The organism is Roseospira visakhapatnamensis, from assembly GCF_014197915.1.
In the GTDB taxonomy this organism is placed as follows: domain Bacteria; phylum Pseudomonadota; class Alphaproteobacteria; order Rhodospirillales; family Rhodospirillaceae; genus Rhodospira; species Rhodospira visakhapatnamensis.
Window position 1 is genome coordinate 15,273 of record NZ_JACIGK010000021.1, and the last position, 25,290, is coordinate 40,562.

A 25,290-nucleotide genomic window follows, 5' to 3' on the forward strand; every position below is an offset into this window, starting at 1 on the left:
TCTGCGTCCGGGGGGTCAGCGGGTCACGCCAGGCAGGTGCGTGGTGGCGAAGGACAGGCCCGCCTGCTCGGCCGCGACGGGAATCAGGCGTTCCAGCGCATGCAAGAGGGTGCCGTCCACGGGGGCCGGTTCCTCGGGGTAGTCCTCCCAGTCGAACCCCAGGGCGAACAGGGGCGCCAGCGCCTCGCGGCGCGCCCAGAACATGGTGCCGTTGGGCCAGTCCGGGAACCGGGGCAGCGGGGCGTCCCGGCCCATGCGTCGCGCCACGTTCCGGGCGATGTCGTGGTTCAGGTCCCAGCCGCACAGGTTGGGATCATCCGGGAACAGCAGGCCCAGGGTGGGGTCGGCCAGCAGCGCGGATACGGCCGCGCTGGCGGCCGGGCGTTGCCCACCGACCAGATGTTCCCACAGGAAATGGCGCCAGGTGTCGCCGCCCTGCCCGACGTGGGTGCTCTTCTTGCCGTGCACGTGGCCGATGACGTGATAGTCGCTGGCGGCCATGTCCGACAGGCCGGTGAGCAACGCGCCGATGTCGCGCCCCCGGTTGGGGACCACGCGAACGCCGTCCCGGGCGTTGCCCCGGGGCGCCAGCAAGCGGCGCAGGGCGATGGCCCGGTCCTCGTCCGTGGTGGTCAGGATCAGGTCGCAGGCCAGGCCGTCGCCCGCCAGCCGGTCGAGGAAGTCCTGGACCAGGTCCACGTAGTGGAAATGGGCATGCAGCAACACCCTGGCGTCCGGGGGGACGGTGGCGTCGGCGTGCTCCAGGTTCAGCACCGGATACAGCCAGGGTCCGGGCGGGCGCCCCGCCTCCAGCCAGTGGGCCAGCGGATCGCGCGCGCCGTCCAGGCCGGAGACGGCCTCGGCATAGGCCAGGGGATTGAACCCGGGGAACGGGCGGCGCAGGCCGACGCGCGCGTCATTGCCGGACCCCGGTCCGGCGAGGCGGTTGCGCAAGAGATAGGCCGAGAGGGCGGTCCCGTCTTCGTCTTTGCCTCGGTCGCCAGTCTCCGTCTCGTCCAGGGTCTCGCTCGCCGGCTGGAAGAAGGCGGCGTCAAAGACGCCCGAAGCGGCGATGAGGTCCTGGTCCCGGGCCATGGCCGCCACCTCGTCCCGGGCCGCCAGGCCCAGGCCGTCCAGGGTGTCGACATAGCGGTCCATGTCGAAGCGTTCGGCCGCCAGGGTTCGCGCGGCCGCCGACAGGCGCGCGCGGCGGGCGGGGTCGTCCCGAAGCGCCAGGACGGTTTCGGCCATCGCGGCGGTGTCCAGGTAGGGCACCACCAGATCGCGGGTGTCCGGGTGTCCGGACAGGACCTCGGCGATGCCGCTGGCCTGGTCGAAGCAGACCACGGGCAGGCCCAGGCTCAGGGCCTCGATGCAGGTGTTGGGCATGGGATCCAGCCGCGAGGTCATGACCATCACGTCGGCCGTGGCGTGGACCCGGGAAAGATCGTCGACCTCGCCGGCCAGCACCAGGTGATCGCCGAGCCCGACGCGGGTGATCTGGTCGGTCAGGTAGGTGGGGAACTCGGTCCAGTCGTCGGGCGAGTAGCCGTCGCCGACCCAGGCGAAGCGGATGCGCGCCTCCGGCCGGTCGCGCAGGATACGGGCGGCCATGGACAGGAACAGATCCACGCCCTTGCGGAACTGCACCCGGCCCATGCCGACCACCAGGAAGTCGTCCTCGTGGCCGGGGGGCCGCAGCCGGGCGAGAACGGTGTCGTCGGGGCCGTCGTCCCATGCGGGGCGGCGCGGCGGGACCGGAAGCCCCTGGGGCAGGATGTCGCGGCGGCGCTGACGCAGATACGGATATTCGGCGACAAACGAGTCCGAGACCAGGCGCGCCGGAAACACCAGGCGGTGGGTCCAGACCAGAAGATCGTGAACGTGGTTCGGGGGGCGGACGCTGGCCGAGAACTCGTGAATCAGGGCCAGGACGGCGACGCCGGCCCGGGACAGCGGGCCCATGAGGTCGCGGGTCTCGGCGCTGTTGGCGATGACGTAGGCCGGGCGCACGGCCGCCACCAGCCGTTCGGCGACGGCCTCCATGTCGCGGCGGAACAGAACGGCGTCGGCGGGCATCTCGACCACGGGCACGCCGACGGCGTCGAAGGCGGCGCGCAAGGGGCCGCCCTTCTTCAGGAACACCACGACGTCGTGGTGCTCGCGCAGGCGCTGGACCAGATCCCAGCCCAGGATCGGGGCCCCGGTGCGGGAGGCTTCGTGCAGGATCACGATCACCCGGTCCCGATCGGTCTCGTCCAGGTCGGGTAGATCCATCCGTGTGGCGGGCGACAGACCGTCCCGGCCCTCGTGGCGGCCGAACAGCGCGTAGTGGCGCAGCAGGCCCAGGCCCGATCCCCGGACATCGGGATAGCGGCGGGCATAGTAGTCGGGCTCGAACCGGTCGGACGGCGCCACGCCCAGCGCCTCGCCCACCTCCAGGTAGTGTTCCAGGGGATCCTGTCCCCGCGCCAGGGCGTCGGGTGTCAGGGCGTAGACCGTCTCGTCGAACAGGCCGCTCTCGCGCAGGGGATCGAGAGGGCGGACCACGGGCTCGTCCGGCGGCGATGGCGGCGGGGCGGGACGGAACCTGGACAGCACCCGCCGGTTCACCGCGTTGATGAACCGTGTCCGGTCAACGAGCATGTAGCCGCTGGTCGGGTTCTGGCTCAGGCGGATGAACAGGCGGCGCAGGATGTCCCGGTCCCGCAGGGCCTCCGGGTTGTCGGCGTTGTACAGCCGACGCAATACGTTGGCGAGGTCGTCCAGGTCGACCCCCAGGCCGTCCCGGCAATGAAGGGACAGATCCTCCCACTGGTCGGCCAGGGATGCCCGCGCGCGCAGCACGTCGCGCTCTTGCCTGAGGGCGCGTCGATCGGCCTCGATGGCGCCGACGTCGTCCCGCATGGCGGCCCACTCCCGCCGGGCCTCGGCCCAGTCCCGCCGGGTCTCGATCAGGTGAAAGCGGGTCAGGCACCCGTCGCCCAGGGACGCGAAATAGCGCCGGATGGCGTCGCGGTCCCCGCCGTCTCCGGCGGCGAAGAGCGCCTCCAGGTCCGGGTCGGGGATCGGCCGGGTCCCCACATAGGCCACGCCCAGGCCGTTGCTGTGGTCGAACGCGAAGGTCGGATAGCGGGCGGCGATCTCCTCCCAGAACTTCCAGACCCCGAAGTCACCGGTCCGCACCGTGGTGTCGTGAAACAGCACGATCCCGCGATCGCTCATCTTGTCGCGCCAGGTCTCGAAGTCCTCGCGCACGGCCTCGTAGGTGTGCAGGCCGTCGATATGCAGCAGGTCCACCGATCCATCGGCCGCATGGGCGCGGCCATCGGCGAAGCTCATGCGCAGCAGGGTCGAGACCCCGCCGTAAAGGGGATCGTGATGGGCGCGCAACGCGGCCAGGACGTCCTCGCCATAGAATCCGGCCTGGGGGTCGCCCAGCCAGTGGTCGATGCCCAGGCACGTCGTCTCCAGGCCCAGGTGCGCCACCGCCTGATTGAAGGCGCAATAGGAGTTCCCGGTGTGCACGCCCAGTTCCACGATCCGCCGGGGACGATGGGCTCCCACGATCCAGAAGGCGAAGGGGATGTGGCCGACCCAGGACTCCGGCGGCACCAGGCGGCGGGGTGTCATGGTCTCCATGACCGCCGTCCGCCAGACGGGCGTGGCGAGGGCGGGGGCTGTCGGACGCGGGGAGGAAGCGGTCATGGATGTGCTCGCGCGGTGGGGACATCGGGGGGCGCGGTCTGGCGCGTGTCCGGCACACCCGGGGTCGGCCGGTTCCGGGGCTCCCGATCCGCGGTTCGATCCGGGCTCGGACGGGATGAGTCCGGTCTTTTACCGAGAGACACGCCGCCCGGGCAAGGTCGATGCCGCGCCCGGGTGGCCGATCCGGTCACGGGGCCGATCCCGGGGCCAGCGCGGCGGCCGACCCCGTGGCCGTTGTGGCGTGGCACTCCAGTGTCACCTCGAACATGGGAATGCCGACCAGGCCCGCCGAGGAATGGGTGGCATGGGACTTGAACATCAGCGCGTCATGCAGCCAGTGATGCTGGACGTGCTCGGTCTGGGTGCCGTTGGCTACCGCCACCGCCACCGTGTAGGTTCCCGGCGGCAGGTAGGGCATGGGGAAGCGGAAGCTGGCCTCCAGGACCTGACCGGGTGACGCGGGGCAGGCGAGCCGCTTGTTGTTCAGGAACGTGTTGTCGCCGAACAGGGTCTGGCCCAGGCGATCCTTGACGAAGAACCCGACGATCGGCGCGTCCAGGGGCTCCAGCACGGCGATCCGCGCCCGCAGGCGCACCGGTTCGCCGCCGACGATCCACGAATAGGGCGTGCCCGCCTCGTCGGTCAGGCGCACGTCCTCGATACGGGCGCCGCCGGCGCCGAAGTCGCCGCCCGTCGGGTCGAAGGCGAACACCTCCAGGTCGTTGCGCAAGGTGGACTCGTTGATCCAGGCGCGCCGGCCATCCACCCAGTCCTCGGCCGGGACCGGACCGCGCGGCGGAGAGCCCCCGGTGGCGTCGGGCGTGTCCGTGGCCGGGGCCGGGGCCGGGGCGGGGACCGCGTCGGGCGCCGCCCCATTGGCCTCGCTGTCCTCGGGGGCACGGCCATTCGCGCCCACGGCGCCGAAGAGGTGGCCGTAGTAGCGCTCGCAGACGGTCTTGGCGTCTCCCTCGGCGACGACCGTGCCGTGATTCAGCCAGATGGCGCGGTCGCACAGGGCGGTGACGGCCGCCGTGTCGTGACTGACGAACAGAACCGTCCCGGTCTTCTGAAACCGGCGCAGGAAGCGCATGCACTTCTGGCCGAAGGCGGCGTCGCCGACGGCCAGCGCCTCGTCGATCACCAGGATGTCCGCGTCCACATGGGCGATCACCGCGAAGGCCAGGCGCACGAACATGCCGCTGGAATAGGTCTTCACCGGGTTGTCGATGAAGTCGCCGATGTCGGCGAAGGCCAGGATGTCGTCCATGCGCGCCTCGATCTCGGCGGGGCTCAGGCCGAGCAGACTGGCGTTCATGGACACGTTTTCGCGCCCCGAGAAGTCCGGATTGAACCCGGCGCCCAGCTCCAGCAGGGCCGCCACCCGTCCGGAGAGGTGGATGGTGCCCGCCGTGGGGTGCAGGGTGCCGCAGATGAGCTGGAGCAGGGTGGACTTGCCCGAGCCGTTCTCGCCGATGATCCCGACCGCCTGTCCCTTGGCGACGGTGAGGGAGATATCGCTCAGGGCATGGAATTCCCGGTAGTACTTGCGGGTCCGGCCGCCGAACAGCAGTTGCTGGATGCGCTGGCGCGGCCGGTCGTAGAGACGGAACACCTTGCTCAGGCCCTGGACAGAGATGGCCGGCTCGTCCATCGACGCGCCCTCGGGCTGGAGATCAGAGCACATCGGCGAACCCCTTGCGCATCGCCATGAAGGCCCGGTGCCCCAGGACGGCCACCACCAGGGCGACGCCGGTGTAGACGAGCAGTCCCCACCAGTCGGGACCCAGGCCATGGAAGATCACGGCGCGCGATTCCTCGATCACGAAGGTCAGCGGGTTCAGGGTGAACAGGGGCCGCAGGTTCTCCGGCAACATGGAAGCCGGATACAAGACCGGAGAGAGGAACAGCAGGACGGTGACGCCGAGGTTCATGATCTGGATCACGTCGCGGTAGTAGACGCCGGCGGCGGCGACGAACCAGCTCAGCCCCACCGTCAGGATGGTGAACGGAGCCAGGATCAGGGGCAGCCACAGGATGGTCGGATGAATGGTCTGCTTGACGACGACGTAGAAGGTGATGAAGACGCCCAGGCTGATCACGAAGTGGAACAGGGCCGACATCACGATCATCACCGGCAGGAGATCAAGGGGAAAGACCACCCGTTTCACATAGTTCACATGGCTGAGAATGATGCCGGCGGACCGCGTGAGGCTTTCCGCGAGCAGGGAGTGGTTCATCAGCCCGATGAACAGCAGGAGGGCGAAATCGAGGGTGCTGGTGGCGCCGTCTTCCGCGCCGCGCCCGCTCCATCGCGCCTGAAAGATCTCGCCGAAGACGAAGGTGTAGATGCCCAGCATCATCAACGGCACCAGGAACGACCACAGCAGGCCCATGGCCGAGCCCCGGTAGCGTCCGAGGATGTCGCGCTTGATGAGCACGTAGGCCAGATCGATCCTCGCGGCCCGCGCGGGGCGGGGGAGGGGGGATGAACCGTTCATCGGAGTCCTGATCCCATGGCTGGAGCGCGTTCCGAAACGGGAGACCCTCGTGTCGGATACATGCCCCCCAAAAGCAAGGGCTTGAAGCGGATGCGGTGAGTCCGGACTCGCGTGGTCCCTCCACGGTTCCCGTCCGGGTGGCCCGCACACGACCCGCCCATGGCCCGGCGTTCACGGACCGGCGCGCCCGGCCTCGCGGTGGTCCGGGGGCGACCCCGGGGCGTCCGACAGGACGGGTCGGGCGTGGGACGCCATGAACCCGGGGCGGGGAGGCAGCGCCGGCCCTGGCCAGGGCATGCGTCCCACAAGGGCGACGGGGCGGCCGAGGCCGACACGATCGCCGTCCAAGGCTCGATGGTCCCGCGAGGTCCGGCCGCCTTCACCGCATCCCCATTCGGTCGCGGTCTGGTCATCAAACCGGACCCACGGGGCGGGGCGACCCTCGTCATCGCGCGGTGACGCCATCGGCGGCGTCGCGACGGCGGTCCCGGACCGCCGCACACCCTGCTGAAGGCGGGACGCTGAAGCCAGGGCTCGATCGCGTCGGACCTATGGAATACGGCGGCATCGTCCGTTCCGGCGACGCCTCAGGACACGGGCCTGACGGACTTTTCCAACTCATCGGCGTGCTGGCGCATCAGGCCCGCCGCATGTTCCGCGCCAATGCTTTGGGACAAACACATAGCATAGGCGTTGGCCATGGCATTGATGACGTCAATAATCCGCGCGCCCTTGTCTTCCAGAGATGTCTTGATGGCCTGTGCCAGCGCCGGCATGAAGATTTCCTCATACAGACTGTTGGCCAGTTCGGGGTTGGAGGGGATTTTCTCGGTCATGCCAGGACGTCCTTGGTCGAAGGGAGTCGGAGGGAAGTCGCGCAAGCTACCACGGTTACCCGGCCGCTTGGCAATGGCGAAAGACCGTAGCCGGCCGGGGCGAACGCCTCGGCGGACGGTCTGGATCATGGAATGGTGCGGGGTGTCTCGCGGGGCCGGTTTGATCCCGTCGGGTCGGCGTCGGGTCCGTGGCCGTGGCCGCGTGGAGGGGGCGTTGCCGTCGGTCCTCCTCGACCAACCGGCCAAGGACGCGACGTCCCATGTCGGACGGGTCCCGGGCCGTGAGGGGGACACCACAGACCTCGGCGCCGGCCGCCTGGAGCAGACCGGAGGGGGAGCGCGACCTGGAGGGGTCCGGTCCCAACGACCGCGCGGCGGTCGTTGGGCACTGACACAAACAACGGACGCACTCCGCGCTTCGTCGTTTGTGTCGAAGGCGCCCTGAGTCTTGCGGGAGACGACGCGCGGGCCGCCTGACGCGGTCGCGGGTCTTACCCGACGGCGGCGAGATCGGACATGGTGACGCCGATCAGTGTGATCGAGTTGTCCGCATCGAAGCGCAAGATGATGCTGCCGTCGACCGCCTGAACCATTTCCGCCGCCGAGGTCCCGAAGGTCTCGCCGACCAGGATGGAATCGACCCCGACCTGATAGCCGAGGAAAGCGACGTTTCCGCCATTGAAGTAGATGGCTTCCGTGACGTCGTCGGAGAGGTCGACACTGTCCCCGGTAATCCTGACCATGATCGGGGACAGACTGCCCTCGTTGGTCTCGACGTCGGCTTCCTGCGTCTGGGGCTGGTCGCCGGCGGTGTCCGGCGTCGCGTCGATCTCCTCCGTCACCAGGGCGGACGGCTCCTCGCCGTCGTCGTCGGTGAGGGACTTGGTGATGAGATCCGCGTCCTTGAAGTCGAGCGTACCTCCCGAAAGGGACACCTTCAGGACCGATTCGTCCTTGATCTCCGTTTGCTGAGTCTCCCAGGAGGAGAGATCCTGGTCCGTCGTGGATACCGTGGACGCAGTGTCCACGTCGTCTTCTTCGGCGTCATCCTCGACCGTGGCGCGCGTCGCCGTCGTCTGTGTTTTCGACGGCGACGGGTCCGAGGGACGAGCCACGGTTTTCGTGGTGGACGACGTCGGCGCCTCGGCGCCCTGGGCGCGGCCGTGTTCCTCGATCAGCCCGGCAAACGCCATGATCGCCTGATGGTCATGGAGCGCCTCAAGCGCGTTGGCCGGACTTCCCGCCTTGGCGGCGACCAGGAACGCGCCTCCGGCCTCTCCCGGGGAAATGGCCTGACCGCCCTGGTCCAGTGACGGGAGGGCGGGCGTCTGCCCCATGACGCCGGCCAGGGATGGAGCCCCCGGGGCGCCGGGCCCGTCGTCCGTGCCGGACGCCATGGTCACCGTGGTGCGTCCGTCTTGGTCATTCCGCAACTGTGTGTCGTCTTGCTCACGGGGAGCGTGGGACGATGCATCCTCGACCGTCCGACGCGTGTCGACCGATCCGCTGTCGGCGTCCCGGGCCACGGCCTCGGTCAGACCCAGTTCGGTCATCAGGGCGTTATCAGTCCGCGCGGCGGCGATCACCAGCGCCATGGCGGAGGCCATGCTCGCGGCATGGAACAGGAAGCCGCTTGAGCCTCCGGACATGCCGGAGGTCGCGTCCGTCGCAAGACCTGGTTCGCCCGGGCGCGTCGCCGCGGCGCCCCGGGCCTCGGTCCCGTCCTTCGCGCCGCCCTCCGCTCCGTGGTCGGCGGTGTCCGCCAGACCCTTGCGGCTGTGGAGCAGGGCCGTGGCGACAAAGGCGGTCAGCACCACGGCCGGGTGAAGGAACAGCGTGCGCACGGTCTTGCCCTGCCCCGGGGTGGTCGTGTCCGACCGGGGGAAAACCAGGGGCTGGCGTTCCGATATCTTGTCGATCAACTCGCGAAAGTTGCGCCCCCACAGGGTCGTTCCCGCCGTCGTGGCCGCCGCCACGAACAGCCCGTCGATTCGCGCGAAATGGGCGATGACGTCGCCGCTGTCCGGCTGGAAGAAAACGAACCAGGGGTCGCCCTCGTCGGACACACCGGAATCGGTTCCGACGGACAGCCCGGAGCGTTGCAGCAGATCGGTGATGCGATAGAGTTCGGCCCGTTCCTGATTGGTCCAGTCGGCCGGTTGCCTCGACTCCCGAAAGCGTCGGTCACGGCCGAGGAAAACAACGGACGTCGGCATGGACGAAATCCCGCTTACCTGAGAGCCTGTTCAACTCGGGACGCGAACCGGTCAACCCTTGGCGGACTTCGATTCGAACAGCAGACCGTAGGTCACCGGGTCGTAAAAGCTCATCATCGTCTTGACGAAGTCGACAACGTCCATATTCAGGGCTTCGGCCCACGCCGCATAGCGATCAGGCGGCACGCGGCCGCGTCCCGATTCAACCTGGGAGATGAACGTGTAATAGTCCAGATGAATGCGCCGCGCGAGCTCACGCTGGGAAAGGCCCTGAGCCTCCCGTGCGGCTTTCAGCCAATGTCCGGCTTCCTGGCGCAGTTTCAGCGCTTCGGCGCCGGCACCCTGTTGCGGGTGGGAATACATCACGCGTTGCTCCACCTGACCACGGTCGTCGACCGCCCTTCCGGCACCTCTATGTCCGGCCCTTCCCAGATCGAGCATGATAGTTTCTGTATGGCGGGATGTCGAGTCCCAACCCGGGGCCGGCGGGCGGCCGCCTACTCCTCCGTCATGCCGCGGAACATGGCGTCTTCCAGGGGTTTGAGGAAGTAGTTGAGAACGGTGCGCTCCCCGGTCTTGATCATCACCTCGGCGGGCATGCCCGCGCGCAGCTTCAGCGTTCCCAGCTTGGCCAGTTCCTCGTCGGACACCTCCACCCGGGCCTCGTAGTAGACGTTGTTGGGGTTGTGTTCGTCGACGATTCGGTCCGGGGAGACCTGCACCAGGCTGCCGTCGATGATCGGCAGGTTGCGCGACGTGAAGGCGGAGAACCGCACCTCCGTCTCCATGCCCGGAGAGACGTTGTCCACGTCCCGGGGGGAGACCTGGGCCTCGATGATCAGCCGGTCCTCCTCGGGCACGATCTCCATCAGGGTTTCTCCGGGCCGGACCACGCCGCCGATGGTATGGACCATCAGGTTCTGGACGATGCCCTCGCGCGGCGCGCGGATGTCGGTGCGCGACAGGATGTCGGTGGCCACGGTGCTGCGCTCGCGCAGTTCGGAGAGCTGGGTCTGAACCTCGCGCAACTGGCCGACCACGTCTTCGCGGAACTGCTGGTGGGTCTGGATCATCTGCAACTCGGCCTCGCCGATGGCCTGCTGGGCGCGGGCGATGGAGGCGGTGTCGGCGCCGATCTCGCCTTCCAGGCGGGCCATTTCCCGCTGCATGGCGAGGATGCGGGTGCGGGGCGCGTGCCCCTGCTCGAACAGCTCCCGCAGGCCGACCAGCTCGTCCTTGAAAATCTCCAGCTGGCGTCGCTTGGAGGTCCGCTGCACCTCCAGGCCCTCGATTTCCTCGCGGTTCTGGTCCACGCGCTTTTCGAGGATGGAGATCTGCCCCTCGACGGACTTGCGGCGCTCCTCGAACTGCTGGCGCTGGGCGTCCAGGATCGCCCGGACCTCGGCGTTGACGGAGGCGGTGACCCGCAGATCCTCGGGAAAGACGATGGTGTCGCGGCCGTCGCGCTCGGCGATCAGCCGCGCCTCCAGCGCCTGGTGGGTCTCGAACTGGTTGGTCACCACGGCGGCGCTGGCCATGGCCTGGGTGGGCTCCAGGCGGACCAGGACGTCGCCCCGCCGCACCGTGTCGCCCTCGCGCACCAGGATCTCCTCGACGATGCCGCCCTCCAGGTGCTGCACGGACTTGCGGTTGCTTTCCACCACGATGGTCCCGGGCGCCACCACGGCGGCGGCCAGGGGCGCGGTGGCCGCCCAGCCCCCCAGGCCCCCGAAGGCGGCCAGCACCACCAGCCAGCCGGCGAGGATGGTCTTGCGGGAATCGCCGGACGCCACGGGCACGGCCCGCATGCCCTCGGTCCAGCGGACCGGGACGGTGCCCGGGCGTGTCTTGGCCGGCAGGGTGGTGGACTCGGCGGTCATCGGTGGACTTCCCTCGCAAGCGGACTGGGGTAGGACTCAAAGACGAGACAAAGCGGATCGGAACGACGGCGGGGCCGTGTCGGCGGGCGGCGCCAGGGGCGCGGCGTCAGGGAGGCGTGGCGGCGATCTGGCCGACCGGTCCCGCCCCCCCCGCCACCGCCTGCGGCCGGGCGAACTTGGACAGCACCTCGGCGCGCGGGCCCTTCATCTCGATCAGGCCGCCCTTCAGCACCAGCACCGTGTCCACCACGGTCAGCAGGCTCGGCTTGTGGGTGATCACCACCACCGTCTGGCCGGCCGCCTTCATGTCCTTGATGGCGGTCATCAGGGCCGCCTCGCCGTCGTTGTCCAGGCTGGCGTTGGGCTCGTCCATGACCACCAGCACCGGGTCGTCGTACAGCGCCCGGGCCAGGGCGATGCGCTGGCGCTGGCCGCCGGACAGCGCCTGGCCGCCGACGCCGATGCGGGTGTCGTAGCCCTCCACCAGCTTCTGGATCATCTCGTGCACGCCGGCCTTGCGGGCGGCGGTGATCACCTTGTCGGACTCGACGTCGCCGAAGCGGGCGATGTTCTCGGCCACGGTGCCGTCGAACAGCTCCACGTCCTGGGGCAGGTAGCCCAGGTGCGGGCCGATGTCCTCCGCCCGCCACTGGCGCAGGTCGTTGCCGTCCAGGCGCACGATGCCCTGGTGCGGCCACCACACGCCCATCAGGGTCCGGGCCAGGGTGGACTTGCCGGCGGCGCTGGGGCCGATGACCCCCAGCACCTCGCCGGGGACCAAATCCAGGCTGATGCCGCGCAGCGCCGGCTGGGTGCTGCCCGGCGGCACCACGACCACCTGCTGCAGCGACACCCGCCCCTCGGGGCGCGGCAGGGCCATGGTGTCCTTGTCCAGCTCGCCGTTGGCCAGCAGGTCGGTGAGGCGCTCGTGGGCGGTGCGCGCGGCCACGAACCCCTTCCACTGGCCCACGGCCATCTCCACCGGCGACAGCGCGCGGCCCATGACGATCGAGGCGGCGATCATCATGCCGGGCGAGATCTCGCCGTGGATGGCCAGATAGGCGCCGACCCCCAGGATGGCCACCTGCAGCGCCATGCGGAACGCCTTGGAGATGGCCAGGATGGTCGCCGCCCGGTCGGAGGCCTTGGCCTGCAGGCCGAGCACGGCGGCGTGCCGCTCGGCCCAGCGCCGCTGCACGTTCTCCATCATCCCCATGGCCTCCAGCACCTCGGCGTTGCGCAGGCTGGAGCTCACGTAGTTGCCGGCATGGACCGAGACCGCGCCCGCGTCCTTCAGCAGGGCGCGCGTGCCGATGTTGTTGATGATGGCCAGCGCGAAGATGGCCAGCGCCCCCCCCAGCGCCACCAGCCCCAGCATGGGGTGCATGATGAAGCAGACGGCGATGAACAGCGGCGCCCAGGGCGCGTCGCAGAAGGCGATCAGGCCGGAGCCGGTGAGGAACTCGCGCAGCGTGTCCAGGTCGCGCAGCGCCTGCGCGTAGCCGCTGGAGGGGCGCCGCACCGTCTGCTGGAACACCGACTTGAAGACCCGTCCGTTCAACTCCTGGTCGATCAGCACGCCGGTGCGCACCAGGATGCGCGAGCGCACCATCTCGATCAGCGCCAGCACCACCAGGGCGCCGAGGGCGGCGATGGTCAGTATGACCAGGGTGGCCGTGGAGCGGCTGGTCAGCACCCGGTCGTAGACCTGGAGCATGTACAGCGGCCCGACGAACAGCAGCAGGTTGATGAAGAAGCTGAAGGCCACCGTGGCGAGGAACCCGCCCCGGGCCTTCTTCAGGGCCTCCTGCAGTTCGGTGACGACCTTCTTCTGGGCGGGCGTCTGCCCGGGTCGTCCGGTGTGGGGAATCCGTGCCACCTGCGTTGGTCTCCGCCGTCCTGAAAAGGGGGGTGTCGTGGTCAGGTGCGCGCCGGGGGCGCGCGCCGGGCCGACACTACCCCCGCCCGAAACGGGCCGGCAAGAGCCGGAGCGCTCCGGCGGCGCGCGGTCCTCACGCGCCGGGTCAAGATCCGGCCGTAACCCCTTCCCCAACCGCCAGACCATGCCGGAAGAAAGGCCCTTGCCATGGCCCGGCGCATCGGGCACCGTACACCCGCACACGATACGGCACTTCCGCGCCCGGTTCCAGGGCGCAGGTCGGGGGCGGCCGCTCCCGGTGTGTCATCAAAAGGTCGCGGCGACCCCCGAAAAAGCCTTTGAGTACCCGGCCGGTGTGTGTTAGTCACTGTACATCCCGAGCGTCCCGGTCTGGTGATCGACAGTGTCGTCCGCGCCGGACGCTGGCCGTCTCGCGGCCCGGGGGCCTCGCCCCCGCCGCGCGAAACGGTCAAGAGAAGCGAGAAAAGCCACGGCGGGGGTCTTGATCGGGCCTTCGTCTCGTTGAGACGTCTCATCCTTGCTGCCTTTGGAGGTTACCACATGGCCGGTCTCACGTTTGACGCCAGCTACTATCTGGCCACTTACCCCGATGTCGCGACGGCGGTGTCGCAGGGGGTGTTCGCCAGTGCCGAGCAGCACTACGAGCTCCACGGCGCCACCGAGCTGCGCAACCCCAACAGCATCTTCAATGCGCTGGAGTACGCGGCCCAGAACCCCGACGTGGTGAACGCCGTGTCGGCCGGCACCATGCCCAGCGTTTGGTTCCACTTCGTGACGCACGGCGCCGGCGAGGGTCGCGCCCCGTCGACGGCGTTCGCGACGTTCGATGCCGCCGGCTATCTGGCCGCCAACCCGGATGTGCAGGCCGCCGTGGACGCCGGCACCATGCCGTCCGCCCTCTTCCACTTCCTGGCGCATGGCATCGACGAGTCTCGGCCGGGGTCGGGTGTGACGATCACCGACGGTCAGACCTTCACGCTCACCACTGGCGTGGATGTCACGGATAATACAGCGGGCAACGACACTTTCATCGGGTACATCAACACGACAACCGCCACTGTGGGTCAGACGACGCTGACGGGTGTGGATGTGATCGACGGTGGCGCCGGTACGGACGCGCTTAATCTTACGGTTGAGGGGGCCAATGGCACGGGCTCGCTGCCCGGCGCGACGTATACCAGCATCGAGAACTTCTTTATTCGCGACCTGAATACAAACGGTGCCTCGACCTACGACTTTAACCCCGTCACGGGTGAGAGTCAGGTTTGGAGCGATCGGTCCACCCAGGGCGTTACCTTCAACAATCTGGCGGCCGGCACGACGGTTGGCGTGAAGGGCGATGGCAGCACGACCAACGGCGCTGTCACGGCGAACTACGTCGCGGGTGCCACTGAAGGTGTTCTGGCCGTCGATAGCGGAACGACCGCAGGCGCCGTGGCTGTGAACGGCACGGGGCTGACCTCTCTCGCCATCACGTCCACCGGCGCGACCAACGTTTTGGGCGGTATTTCTACGACCGCTACGCCGACCGCGGTGACGATCAACGCGACCACGGCTCTGAACACGGGCGGCGTTACGGTCGGCACCAATGCGTCGTCCCAGACCCTGACCGTTTCCGGCTCGGCGTCGAACATCGCTGCCGCCGCAACGACCGCTGCTACGGGTGCGGTTGTTCTCGGTACTCTCGATACCGATTTTGCGACGGTTGATGCCTCCGGGCTGACGAAGGGCGGTATCTCCGCGACCCTCGGTTCCGCCACGCAAACCGTGACCGGCGGCACTGGCAGCGACCTTATTTCCACTGGGGGTCAGGTGCTCACCACTGGGTCCGTCAATGCCGGTGATGGTACTGACACCCTGACCGTCACGGCTTCCGCTGATCTGGCGACGTCGACGCTTGGTGGGAAGTACACCAACTTCGAGACCCTTGGTCTGGCCAATGGTGTCGCCGTTGACCTCGACAACATTTCCGGTATCACGGCTGTCGAGTTGAATGACGGGGCGGGGACGACGGCTGCGACCAATCTGTCTGCGACCCAGGCGGGTGCCGTTACGCTGCTTGGCCTCAATGGTGCCGCGACGATCGGTGTGAAGGGTGCTAGTGCCGTTGGTCAGCAGGATACCGTGTCCATCACCGTGAGCGATGGTAACACGACCACCAGCGAGGCGAACACGACGGCCGGTGACCTGACCATCACGGATGTAGAGACGATCAACTTCAACGTCGTCGATGATCTCGCGCTGGTGACCATCGGCAATATGAATGAGTTCACCTCCAGCACGATCACCGGTGCCGGCGATGTGGGCATCTACACCGGCAACACCGCCGTCGCTCTGAACTCCTCGTTCAACGCCGCAGGCTCGACCGGCACCGTGAAGCTGTCCGCCGCGCAAGCGACTACGAACGGCATGGCTCTGACCGGTGGCTCCGAGGCTGACCAGATTATCGGCTCGGCCCAGGTGGACAACCTGACCGGCAACGCCGGCAACGATGTTCTGCTTGGCAACGGCGGCGACGACGTGCTTAGCGGCGGCGCTGGCGATGACGTCATTGACGGTGGTGCTGGCGCGGACACCATGACCGGTGGCGACGGCGCCGACAACTTTGGCGTGACAACCAATGGAACAACCACCATTGACGTCATTACCGATCTGGTTCTGGGCACGGACAACATCATCGTGACGGCCGCTCCGGCGACTGTGTCGGGTAATGTCGTGACGGCCAATGGTGCCGACCTCGCGGCGGCGACCGCCAATGCCGGGGCCGCCATCGGCGCGAACACCGCTGGTATCTTCACGTACAATTCGGATAGTTACCTGCTGATCAATGACGGGACCGCTGGCACCATTGCGGCCACCGATACCGTCGTGAAGATCACCGGCTACACCGGCACGCTGGGGACCGGCGACTTCGTTACCACCGGTGCTACGCTGACCACCACAGCAAACGGCACCGAGACTGTGGCTGGTACATCTGGCGCTGACACGATCACGGACGGGACCGGCGCCGACACCATCACGGGTGGAGCTGGCGACGACACCATCAGCCTTGGTAATGGCGGAAACGATACGGTTGCGGTGGCTTTTGGCGGTGAAGGAGAGGACACCATCACCTCGTTCACAAGTGGGGCCGCTGCAGACTCGTTCGACTTCACTGGGACGACGGATGTGACGGGAACTGGCATCACGGCCGGTAACTTCGTGCTCCAGGCTAACGCCGACAATGCAAACACGGCGCTGTCGGGCGGACTTACAGTGATCGACAACAACGACGGAACGAACGTCAACGCCACCTCGTTGAGTGCTGCTGATGTTGCTACGTACCTGGCGGATACGGATGGTGCTGGCGCCAATACCGACGCAATCGTCTTCGCCAATGCTGATAACGTCGCTTACATTATCGTCTCCGATGGCACGGACTCCGCGCTGTTCAAGGCGGATGACACCAATGGCGACACTGTGATCGACGCCGCCGATCTGACCAAGCTTGTCACGTTTACCGGTATCGCTGATGCCGGAACGTTCGTCGCGGCTAATTTCGCAGACTTCACCTAATCCTCTCCTTCGGAGTGGAAGCAACTGGGGTGATCCTTCGGGATCACCCCTTTTATTTTATGCTCAAAGGTTAGCCACACTCTGGACTTCGATCTGTCCGGGTTGACAGTAACCCCAAGGTACCGCACACAGGCTTTCGCATCCGACCCCAGTCGGGGCGATTTTTGACGGGGATTTGTTAAACCTTCCCCCTGTGCGGTTCTGGTGGAATCAGTTACTCTTGGTTTAATGGCGAGGATGGTGACCACAGAGCGTCCCGATCCCTTCGGGGCCAGTTCGTCAGCCTAGCCACGCAAAGAAAATGTTTCATTAGTCGGTGGACTAAAATGCAAGACGTTACTCCGATTGTTGCTAAGCAATATACGCAGTATTCTTATCCGGAACCAATTGCTGACATGAAGCGGGCTATAAGGGAGGGCTTTCATGAAAGATTCTCACCCAATTTGCTTTGGCCTATGATGTGGCCGTCGGGGAAGAGTTTTAAGCAGCTTAAGATTTTGGTCGCAGGTTGTGGCACGAATCAGGCCGCTTACACCGCCGCCATAATGCCGGATGCCCACGTTCTTGGTATTGATCTCTCAATCACCAGCCTGCAGCATAGTCAGTTTCTAAAAGAAAAACATGGGCTTGATAATTTAAGTCTACGACAAATGAATTTATTGAACCTTTGTTGTTTGGAAGATAAGTATGACTACATTGTTTGTACTGGCGTTCTTCACCATTTATCAAATCCAGATGCTGGTTTGCGTGCTTTAAAGGGCGTGTTAGCTAGTGATGGCGTGATGTATATCATGGTGTATGGTCGGTACAATCGGATTGGAGTGTATATGCTTCAACGTGCTTTTCGGCTGCTGAGATGCGAGAGTCAATCTTCGGAAGATTTGATGCTCGTGAAGTCGACGCTTGATTTTGTTGACCCTGATCATGCTGTGAAGAGATACCTAAAAGTTGCTTCGGATGTTAACTATGACGCCGGCTTGATTGATACTTTCCTTCATCCTCAGGATCGAGCATATGATGTGCCCGAGGTTCTTGCGTTTTCTGAAAACAATGCTCTGGGGTTCATTGATTGGACTGACCGCTTGCCCTATACGTTTAGCGCGGCTATCCCACCACAACACCCTCTGGCGCGTAGATTAAAAAACTTAAGTATTGCTGAGAAGTGGACTGTCATGGAGTTGTTGTTTCAAAATCGAGGAACTCACGCATTTTTGCTCGGTCATCCAGAGTATGTTCGGAGTATGCCTAGGGTTGACTTTAGACAGGGAGATCAGTGGCGCAAGTGGTATCCGAGTGTTCGGGCTGGGTTCCACCTTGTTGAAAAAGCTAATTCAGCCAAAGGTACTAAGGCTAAGTATTTGCGCGAAGGTCACACGGTCATAATTGAACCAGATTACGAGCCGATTATCGAAAGTATAAGTGGACGGAGGTCGTGTGACGAGGTGATTAAGAGGGCGCAGTCTAAAAGTCCACATCTTTCTGATGAGCAGGCGCGGCTGTTTTTCGGGCAGTTGCACGAGTGGCACCACCTTCTTTTTAGTGAAGTTCCTTATGGAAGTTGCTGATTTAACCCGCTTTCTGGGGTGAAGTGGAAAAGGCCGGTCAAAGGCTGGCTGCCCCCGTCATCCACCCCACACGGCCCGGCTGACAAGGCCGGGCGGGGCCTGTATCCTTCGGGGGTGTCCGTGGCCGTCCGCTGGGGGGAAGCCGGCCCGGCGCCCCCTGTCGGACCTCGCGCCCGAGCATGGTGCGTGAGTCCGGGCTCACGGACCATGCTCTCAGACTCTGATGTTTAAGCAAATCATCGTCGCGATCCGGTTCGGATCGCTCGGGATTTGCTCCAGGAAACGGAACGCCCCATGGCCGATCTCGCCGCATTCTTCAACGAAGGGTTCTATCTTCGCACCAACGAGGACGTCCGCGCGGGGGTCGCGACCGGCACGTTCTCCTCGGCCTACGAGCACTTCCTGATTCATGGCATGGCGGAGGGCCGCAGCCCGAACCGCTACTTCGACACCGACTACTACCTGTCCCGGAACGAGGACGTGGCGGCGGCGGTCGAGGCCGGCAGCATCACCGCCTACGCGCACTTCGTGAATCACGGCAACATGGAGCTGCGCAGCCCCACCGCCTTCTTCGACGTGGACTGGTACCTGACCAACAACAACGACGTGGCGGTCAAGGTCTACCGGGGGGAGCTGACCGCCTACGGCCACTTCTACGCCAACGGCACCGGGGAACTGCGCGAGGTCTCGCCGTTCTTCTCCCCCACCGCCTATCTGGCCGCCAACCCGGACGTGACCGGGCCGCCCCTGGAGCACTTCGCCGAGTTCGGCATCGCCGAGACCCGCGACCTGGGCAACGGCATCACCATGGGGCTGTTCGCGCAGGACTCCACCTTCACCGACGCCCTGTTCACCGGGGACTTCGCCGGCGCCTTCGCCCGGGTGACGGCCGTGGCGCCCTTCCTGTCCACGTTCGAGGCCCCGGCCGGCTACGTCTATCCCTCCACCCTGACGGCGCCCGAGGGCTTCACCTCCAGTGCCGTGACCCTGGTCCGGCCCGCCGGGTTGAGCGAGGTGACGGTGCCCGACACCTTCTCCCAACTGGTCGTCGGCCAGGACCCCGCGACCGGGACCCTCACCCTGGGCGGCACCGGGGACAGCGCCGGCGTGACCGTGGACCTGACCGTGCCCCGGATCGTCGACGGCGACGACGCGCTGCCCTTGCGGAGTGGCTTCACCCCCCGGACCGTGGACGCGTCGGCCATGGAGGCCGCCGCCCTGACCGTGGTGGGCGGCGACGCGGCCGAGACCGTCACCGGCACCGCCCAGGCCGATACCCTGTCCGGCAACGGGGGCGACGACGTCCTGGCGGGCGGCGCCGGCACCGACACCCTGACGGGCGGTGACGGCGCGGACGTGTTCGTGCTCGCCTCGGCCGCCGCCGAGGACGCCGACACCATCACCGACTTCGCGACCGGCACCGATAAGGTCCGGCTGAGCGACGCGGTGTTCACCCTGACCGGCGCCGCCGGGGATGCGCTCGCCGCGGGCGATTATGCGGAGGCCACGGACGCGACCGCCCTCGGGACCCTGGAGGCGACGACCCAGGCCGAGGAGATCATCGTCCTGCTCGACAGCGGCCGCATCTACCACAACCCGGACGGCGCCGACGCCGGCGGCCTGGTGCTCATCGGCGTGCTGACCCTGAACGGCGCCGCCGTGGACCCCGCCCTTGCGGATTTCGTGTTGGGATAAGCTCCCGGCCGTCCCATATCTCCGGCGTTCACCCCGCGACCAGCCCTCCAGGAGGTTCCCGATGCGTGGTCTTCTCATCGCCGGTCTCGTGACCGCCACCCTCGCCCTGCCGGCCGCCGCCGCCGAGCCCGCGCCGCCCCCGGCCGACGGATCGTCGCCGGCCGCCGTCGCCTCCCAGCCGCGCCAGGAACCCGGCTATCGCCTGGAGGGCAACACCCTCCATTTCCCCGGGGGCGGCACCCATGCCATCCGCGACACCGACCGGGAGACGGCGGAAAAGCTGCTCCGCGACGCCTACGGGCTGGTGGGGCCGCGCGACGCGCTGGTCCGGACCCGCTGGTAAGGCGCCCCATCCGCCGGCCGTGACCCGCGCGCGCCGGTCGCGCGCGCGGCTCTTGCATTTGCGTCTGTTATCGATAACATGTCGGGGCCATGGGGCGTCGCGACGACAGGGGGTCCGCCCGCGATCCCACCGGCGCCCTTGCGGAGACCCGGCGTGCCGAAGCCCGACATATTGCAACTCGGTCCCTATCCGGCCTGGGACCTCCCGGCGCTGGAGGCGCGCTTCAGCCTGCATCGCGCCTTCGAGGCCGCCGATACGGCCGCCTTCGTCCGTGCCCGCGCGGACCGCCTGCGCGGCATCGCCACGCGCGGCGAAGTGGGCGCCGGGCGCGCCCTGATCGACGCCCTGCCCAACCTGGAGATCATCGCCGTCTACGGCGTGGGCACCGACGCCGTGGACCTGGACGCCGCCCGGGCGCGCGGCATTCGGGTGACCAACACACCCGGCGTGCTGACCAAGGACGTGGCCGACTTCGGCGTGGCCCTGATGCTGGCCGCCGCGCGCGGTCTGGTCGGCGGTGACGCCTGGGTGCGCTCCGGAGCCTGGGCGGCGCGGGGCCTGTTTCCGCTTCAGACCCGGGTGCACGGCAAGGCCGTGGGCATCCTGGGCCTGGGCCGCATCGGCGCCGAGGTCGCCCGCCGCTGCGCCGCCTTCGACATGGACATCGCCTACACCGACCTGGCGCCGCGCGACGATGTCCCGGACTGGACCTTCGTGCGGGATCCGGTGGCGCTGGCCGCGCGTTCGGATGTTCTGTTCGTCACCCTGACCGGGGGCGCGGCGACGCGCGGCATCGTCGGCCGTCGGGTGATCGCGGCGCTGGGGCCGCGCGGCCTGCTCGTCAACATCGCCCGCGCCTCGACGGTGAACGAGGCGGCCTTGCTGGACGCGCTGGAATCCGGGGCTCTCGGAGGCGCCGCGCTGGACGTGTTCGAGGGTGAACCGGCCCTGAACCCCCGCTTCCTGGCCCTGGATACCGTGTTGCTGCAACCACATCAGGCCAGCGGCACCGAGGAGACCCGCAAGGCCATGGGCCGGCTGGTCCACGACAACCTGGTGGCCCATTTCGAGGGTCGCCCCCTGCCGACGCCGGTGATCTAGAGCAAATCCCGAGCGATCCGAACCGGATCGCGACGACGATTTGCTTAAAAAACAAAAACGTAGAGCGCTTTGGGTGAGTCCAAAATGGCGCAACACGCTCTAGGATCTGGTTGGAGGCGGGGGTGGTGCGCCGCTCAGGTGATGCCGTGGTCCTGCAGCTTGTACAGCAGGGCCCGGCGGCTGATGCCCAGCTGCACCGCCGTGCGCGCCCGGTTGCCGCCATTGTGCGCCAGGGCGCGGCGAATGACCTGGGATTCGAACGCGCTGACCGCCTCGCGAAGCGGGCGGATGGGCTCGTTCTCGGCCAGCGGGCGCGGCTCGAACACCGGCTGTTGCCCGCAGGCGATGGTCTCCGGCAGGTCCTCGGGCAGGATGACGCTGGTGGTGCTCATGACCACGGCGCGCTCGACGGCGTTGGCCAGTTCGCGGACGTTGCCGGGCCAGGCGTAGGCCAGCAGGCAGTCCATGGCCGCCGGGTCGAAGCCGCGCATGGTGACGTCGTTGTCGGCGGCGAAGCGCTCCAGGAAGTGGTTGGCGAGCAGGAGGATGTCCTCCGGCCGCTCGCGCAGGGGAATGGTCTTCAGCGAGACCACGTTGAGGCGGAAATAGAGATCCTGGCGGAAGGTGCCGGCGCGCACCATGCCCTCCAGGTCCCGGTTGGTAGCCACGACCACGCGCACGTCGGCGCGGATCGGGTCGGTGCCGCCGACCCGCTCGAACTCCCGCTCCTGCAGTACCCGCAGCAGCTTGACCTGCAGGCCCTGGGACATCTCGCCGATCTCGTCCAGGAACAGGGTGCCGCCCTCCGCCTGCTCGAAGCGGCCGCGCCGGCGGGCCGTCGCCCCGGTGAAGGCGCCCTTCTCATGACCGAAGAACTCGCTTTCCAGCAGGCCCTCGGGGATGGCGGCACAGTTCACGCGCACCAGGGGGCCGGTGGCGCGCGGGCTGCCGTAGTGCACGGCCGCCGCCACCAGTTCCTTGCCGGTGCCGCTCTCGCCCTGGATCAGCACGGTGGCCTGACTGCGCGCGACCTTGGCGATGGTCTGGCGCAGCTCCAGCATGCGCGGGTTGTCCGTCAGGATCCCCTCGGCGCCGTAGCGGTCCGACAGTTCGCGGCGCAGCGAGACGATGTCGGCGCGCATGGCGCGGATTTCCAGGGCCCGCCGCACCAGCAGCCGGATTTCCTCCAGGTCGAACGGCTTGATCACATAGTCGAAGGCGCCGTCCTTGATAGCCTGCACGGCGGTGGCCACCTCGGCGAACGCGGTGACCAGGATGACGGCCGCCCTGCGGTCGATCTCCAGGATCGCCTTCAAGGCCTTCAGGCCGTTCATGCGGGGCATGCGGATGTCCATCAGCACCACGTCGGCATGATGCTTCTGAAAGCTTTCCAGGGCCTCCAGGCCGTTGGTGGCGGTGGTCACCTGGAGGCTCTCCTGGGACAGCACCGCGCTCAGCATGTGCCGGATGGCCTCGTCGTCGTCGACCACCAGGGCGGTGGGCAGGGCGGTGGGCAGGGTCGCGGTGTCCGTCATGCGGGGGCCTCCGTCCGGGGGCGCTCGATCGGGAGCAGAAGAGTGACCACGGTCCCTTTCCCTTCCTGGCTGTCCAGCGTGATCTCGCCGTTGTGGACGTTGACGATGCGGTGAACCATGGCCAGCCCCAGGCCGGTTCCGGCCGCCTTGGTGGAGAAGAACGGATCGAAGACCTTCTTCAGGTGCTTCGGGTCCAGGCCGACGCCGGTGTCGCTGACCCGGATCATGACCCGGTCGGCGTCGTGGCGGCGGGTGGCGATGGTCACGCTGCGTCCGGCGTCTGCGTCGGCGTCCATGCTCGGTCGCTCCTCGATCGCCTGGAGCGCGTTGATGATCAGGTTCAGCAGGGCCTGTTTCAGCGCCTCGCCGTCGGCGTCGATCTCCGGCACGTCCGCGTCCAGGTCCAGGTCGATCCGCGCGTCGGACTTGCCACGCGCCAGGAACGCCATCTCCTCGGCGATGCGGTTGACGAGCACCTTGCCGATACACGGCGGGCGCGGCCGCCCGAAGGCCAGCAACTCGCCGATGATGTGGTTCAGGCTGTCGACCTGGCGGATGATCAGCGGTCCGTACTCTTTCCAGTCGTCGATGGTCCGGCACTCGGACAGATACTGCATGAAGCCGCGAATGGAGGTCAGGGGATTGCGGATCTCGTGGGCGATGCCGGCGGTCAGTTCGCCCAGCGCCGCCAGCCGGTCGGCCTGCATCACCTGTTCCATCAGGCGGTCGCGTTCGCTGACGTCCTTGAGGACCACGACGGCGCCGATCCGCTGTCCGTCGCCGTCGCGCAACACGCTGGATGAGGCCGTGATCTTCAGCGCCGGGTCGGTGCGGGGAATGGTCAGGGTCACCCCGATGTGGGTCCGTCCCGTCTCCAGGGTGTCCAGCAAGACGCTGACCATGTCGGTGCCGTCGACGAAGAGGGCGTGGTAGGGCTGACCGATGACCGCCTCGGCGCGGACGGCGTAGAGGGCTTCGGCGGCGGGATTGAAGGCGGCGATGTTGCCGTCCACGTCGATGGCGATGATGCCGTCCGCCACGCTGGCCATGATGTTTTCCGTCAGCGAGCGGGCGTCCAGCAACTCCTTGGCCATGGCATTGATGGCGTCGACGATGGCCCCCAGTTCGTCGCGCAGGGCGGGGATGGGCGTGTGCAGGTCCCGTTTCATCGCCTTGAGGCCGTTGACGATCACGCCGACGTCGTTGGACAGGCTGCGGGACGTGAACTGGATGAGCATCAAGGCGACCACGATGCCGCCGATGCTGCTGTAGATCACGGCCTGATCGATCACGCCCTGCTGGCGCTGGACGTCCTTGGTGAACTCGTTGGCCCAGATGTAGCCGATGACCTCTCCCTCGCGCTTCACGGGGAGCATGGCGTTCAGCACCGGCCCGCGCACCAGGCTGCCGAACTCGATGTCCGGTTCCCCGGTGGCCATGACGCGCCGGCCGGGATGGTCGGCGTCGATCGACCGGCCGACCGTTCCACCGTACAGGTCGCTCGGGCCATAGGTGAGGATGGCGTCCAGACGGCGGGCATAGTAGCCGACGCCCACACCGCTGTCGGCCTGCGCGACCCGGTCGGTCAGATGGGCCAGCTTGGCGTTGAGGTGGGCGATGGCGGCCTCGCGATCCCGCCAGCCGGTGGGCAGATCCGCCAGCAGGGCATCGAAGCCGGGACCCAGTTCTCCGTCGAGGATGCGGGCCAGCGCGAACAGCTTGCTCTGCTTCTCCGTGATCAGCGCCTGCCGCCCCTGGTACTCAAGCACCATGCCGACGATGGCGATGGGCAGCGCGACCACGACCAGCGACGTGAGGATGAGGCGGTGACGCAGGCTGCGCACGGGCAACCTGGAAAACAGCTTGGCGAAGCGCACGGTGGACCTCTGGCGTTCCGCTCCCTCGGGCGAGGCTGCTCGACGTCGGGAGAATGATCGGCGGTGTCACGACGGGAGAGCGGCCGTGTCCAGGAACCCGGGAAAGACGGGACAACCGCGCCGGCGGGATCTTCAAAAGGGAAGCGCCCTGTCCCGAGCGTCCGCGGGACGCGATGGGCGGCCTTTGGAGCGCCGAGCCCCCGTGGATCGTCGTCCCGAGGTCCAGGCCGCACGGGCTTCTGATCCTCTTGACCCGGCGGACTATACGGTGTCCTTGGGCAAGACTCTAGCGGTGCCGTCGATCGCACAAAACTTTGCGCACATGCGCAATTTTATTCACACTCTCACAAGTTGTTTTGGTGGTGCTTCCCATTTCTACTGCGCAGATATTTGCGCAGGTGCGAAGTCTCTTGCTCTGCCGGGGTGGCGCTGTCGCGGTCATGCGGTCCCCACTTTTTCTGTATCCTGTTGTTATATAAGGACCTTCAGATTAACCGGACGTCTGGCATGGCCTTTGCCAAGGCATGGCCGTCACTTCACCCCAGGGTGACGGGCCTGGCACGCACGTCCTTGTTCACACC

15 protein-coding genes are annotated in these 25,290 nt (G+C 67.0%); 5 read left to right on the top strand and 10 right to left on the bottom strand.

Features of this window, described 5'->3' with window-relative positions; translation table 11 throughout:
- Positions 1 to 15: 15 nt before the first annotated feature.
- From GGD89_RS13400 to GGD89_RS13435, 8 genes are all read right to left on the bottom strand, one after another.
- Positions 16 to 3,708, bottom strand: a complete 3,693-nt coding sequence (locus tag GGD89_RS13400) for a rhamnan synthesis F family protein (protein ID WP_184046094.1) — start codon at positions 3,706 to 3,708, stop codon at positions 16 to 18.
- Positions 3,709 to 3,895: 187 nt separating this feature from the next.
- Positions 3,896 to 5,392, bottom strand: a complete 1,497-nt coding sequence (locus GGD89_RS13405; RefSeq protein WP_246423106.1) for an ABC transporter ATP-binding protein — start codon at positions 5,390 to 5,392, stop codon at positions 3,896 to 3,898.
- Complete coding sequence (locus GGD89_RS13410) at positions 5,382 to 6,206, bottom strand: ABC transporter permease (RefSeq protein WP_184046096.1); 825 nt, start codon at positions 6,204 to 6,206, stop codon at positions 5,382 to 5,384. Before GGD89_RS13410 ends, GGD89_RS13405 begins: the two co-directional genes overlap by 11 nt.
- A gap of 587 nt (positions 6,207 to 6,793) precedes the next feature.
- On the bottom strand, positions 6,794 to 7,042 hold the full coding sequence (locus GGD89_RS13415; RefSeq protein ID WP_184046098.1) for a hypothetical protein: 249 nt from the start codon (positions 7,040 to 7,042) through the stop codon (positions 6,794 to 6,796).
- Positions 7,043 to 7,533: 491 nt separating this feature from the next.
- A complete protein-coding gene (locus GGD89_RS13420) occupies positions 7,534 to 9,258 on the bottom strand; it encodes a hypothetical protein (protein ID WP_184046100.1) in 1,725 nt (574 codons plus the stop codon).
- Positions 9,259 to 9,309: 51 nt separating this feature from the next.
- A complete protein-coding gene (locus GGD89_RS13425; protein WP_246423107.1) occupies positions 9,310 to 9,699 on the bottom strand; it encodes a helix-turn-helix domain-containing protein in 390 nt (129 codons plus the stop codon).
- A gap of 56 nt (positions 9,700 to 9,755) precedes the next feature.
- Positions 9,756 to 11,138, bottom strand: coding sequence for an HlyD family type I secretion periplasmic adaptor subunit (locus GGD89_RS13430; RefSeq protein WP_184046102.1), 1,383 nt, complete (start codon positions 11,136 to 11,138; stop codon positions 9,756 to 9,758).
- Positions 11,139 to 11,244: 106 nt separating this feature from the next.
- A complete protein-coding gene (locus GGD89_RS13435; RefSeq protein WP_343058605.1) occupies positions 11,245 to 13,017 on the bottom strand; it encodes a type I secretion system permease/ATPase in 1,773 nt (590 codons plus the stop codon).
- 561 nt (positions 13,018 to 13,578) lie between these two features.
- Here GGD89_RS13435 and GGD89_RS13440 point away from each other — a divergent pair.
- The 5 genes from GGD89_RS13440 to GGD89_RS13460 all read left to right on the top strand — a co-directional run bounded on the left by GGD89_RS13440 (position 13,579) and on the right by GGD89_RS13460 (position 21,297).
- On the top strand, positions 13,579 to 16,593 hold the full coding sequence (locus tag GGD89_RS13440) for a beta strand repeat-containing protein (RefSeq protein WP_184046104.1): 3,015 nt from the start codon (positions 13,579 to 13,581) through the stop codon (positions 16,591 to 16,593).
- Positions 16,594 to 16,919: 326 nt separating this feature from the next.
- Complete coding sequence (locus tag GGD89_RS13445) at positions 16,920 to 18,158, top strand: class I SAM-dependent methyltransferase (RefSeq protein WP_184046106.1); 1,239 nt, start codon at positions 16,920 to 16,922, stop codon at positions 18,156 to 18,158.
- Positions 18,159 to 18,452: 294 nt separating this feature from the next.
- A complete protein-coding gene (locus GGD89_RS20400; protein ID WP_184046108.1) occupies positions 18,453 to 19,853 on the top strand; it encodes a calcium-binding protein in 1,401 nt (466 codons plus the stop codon).
- 61 nt (positions 19,854 to 19,914) lie between these two features.
- A complete protein-coding gene (locus GGD89_RS13455; protein WP_184046110.1) occupies positions 19,915 to 20,196 on the top strand; it encodes a hypothetical protein in 282 nt (93 codons plus the stop codon).
- Between the two features lie 153 nt (positions 20,197 to 20,349).
- Positions 20,350 to 21,297, top strand: coding sequence for an NAD(P)-dependent oxidoreductase (locus GGD89_RS13460; RefSeq protein WP_184046112.1), 948 nt, complete (start codon positions 20,350 to 20,352; stop codon positions 21,295 to 21,297).
- Between the two features lie 134 nt (positions 21,298 to 21,431).
- On the opposite strand, the gene atoC is transcribed toward GGD89_RS13460, so the two are convergent.
- On the bottom strand, positions 21,432 to 22,832 hold the full coding sequence (gene atoC, locus GGD89_RS13465) for an acetoacetate metabolism transcriptional regulator AtoC (protein ID WP_184046114.1): 1,401 nt from the start codon (positions 22,830 to 22,832) through the stop codon (positions 21,432 to 21,434).
- A complete protein-coding gene (gene atoS, locus GGD89_RS13470; RefSeq protein ID WP_184046116.1) occupies positions 22,829 to 24,709 on the bottom strand; it encodes a two-component system sensor histidine kinase AtoS in 1,881 nt (626 codons plus the stop codon). Before atoS ends, atoC begins: the two co-directional genes overlap by 4 nt.
- Between the last annotated feature and the right edge of the window lie 581 nt (positions 24,710 to 25,290).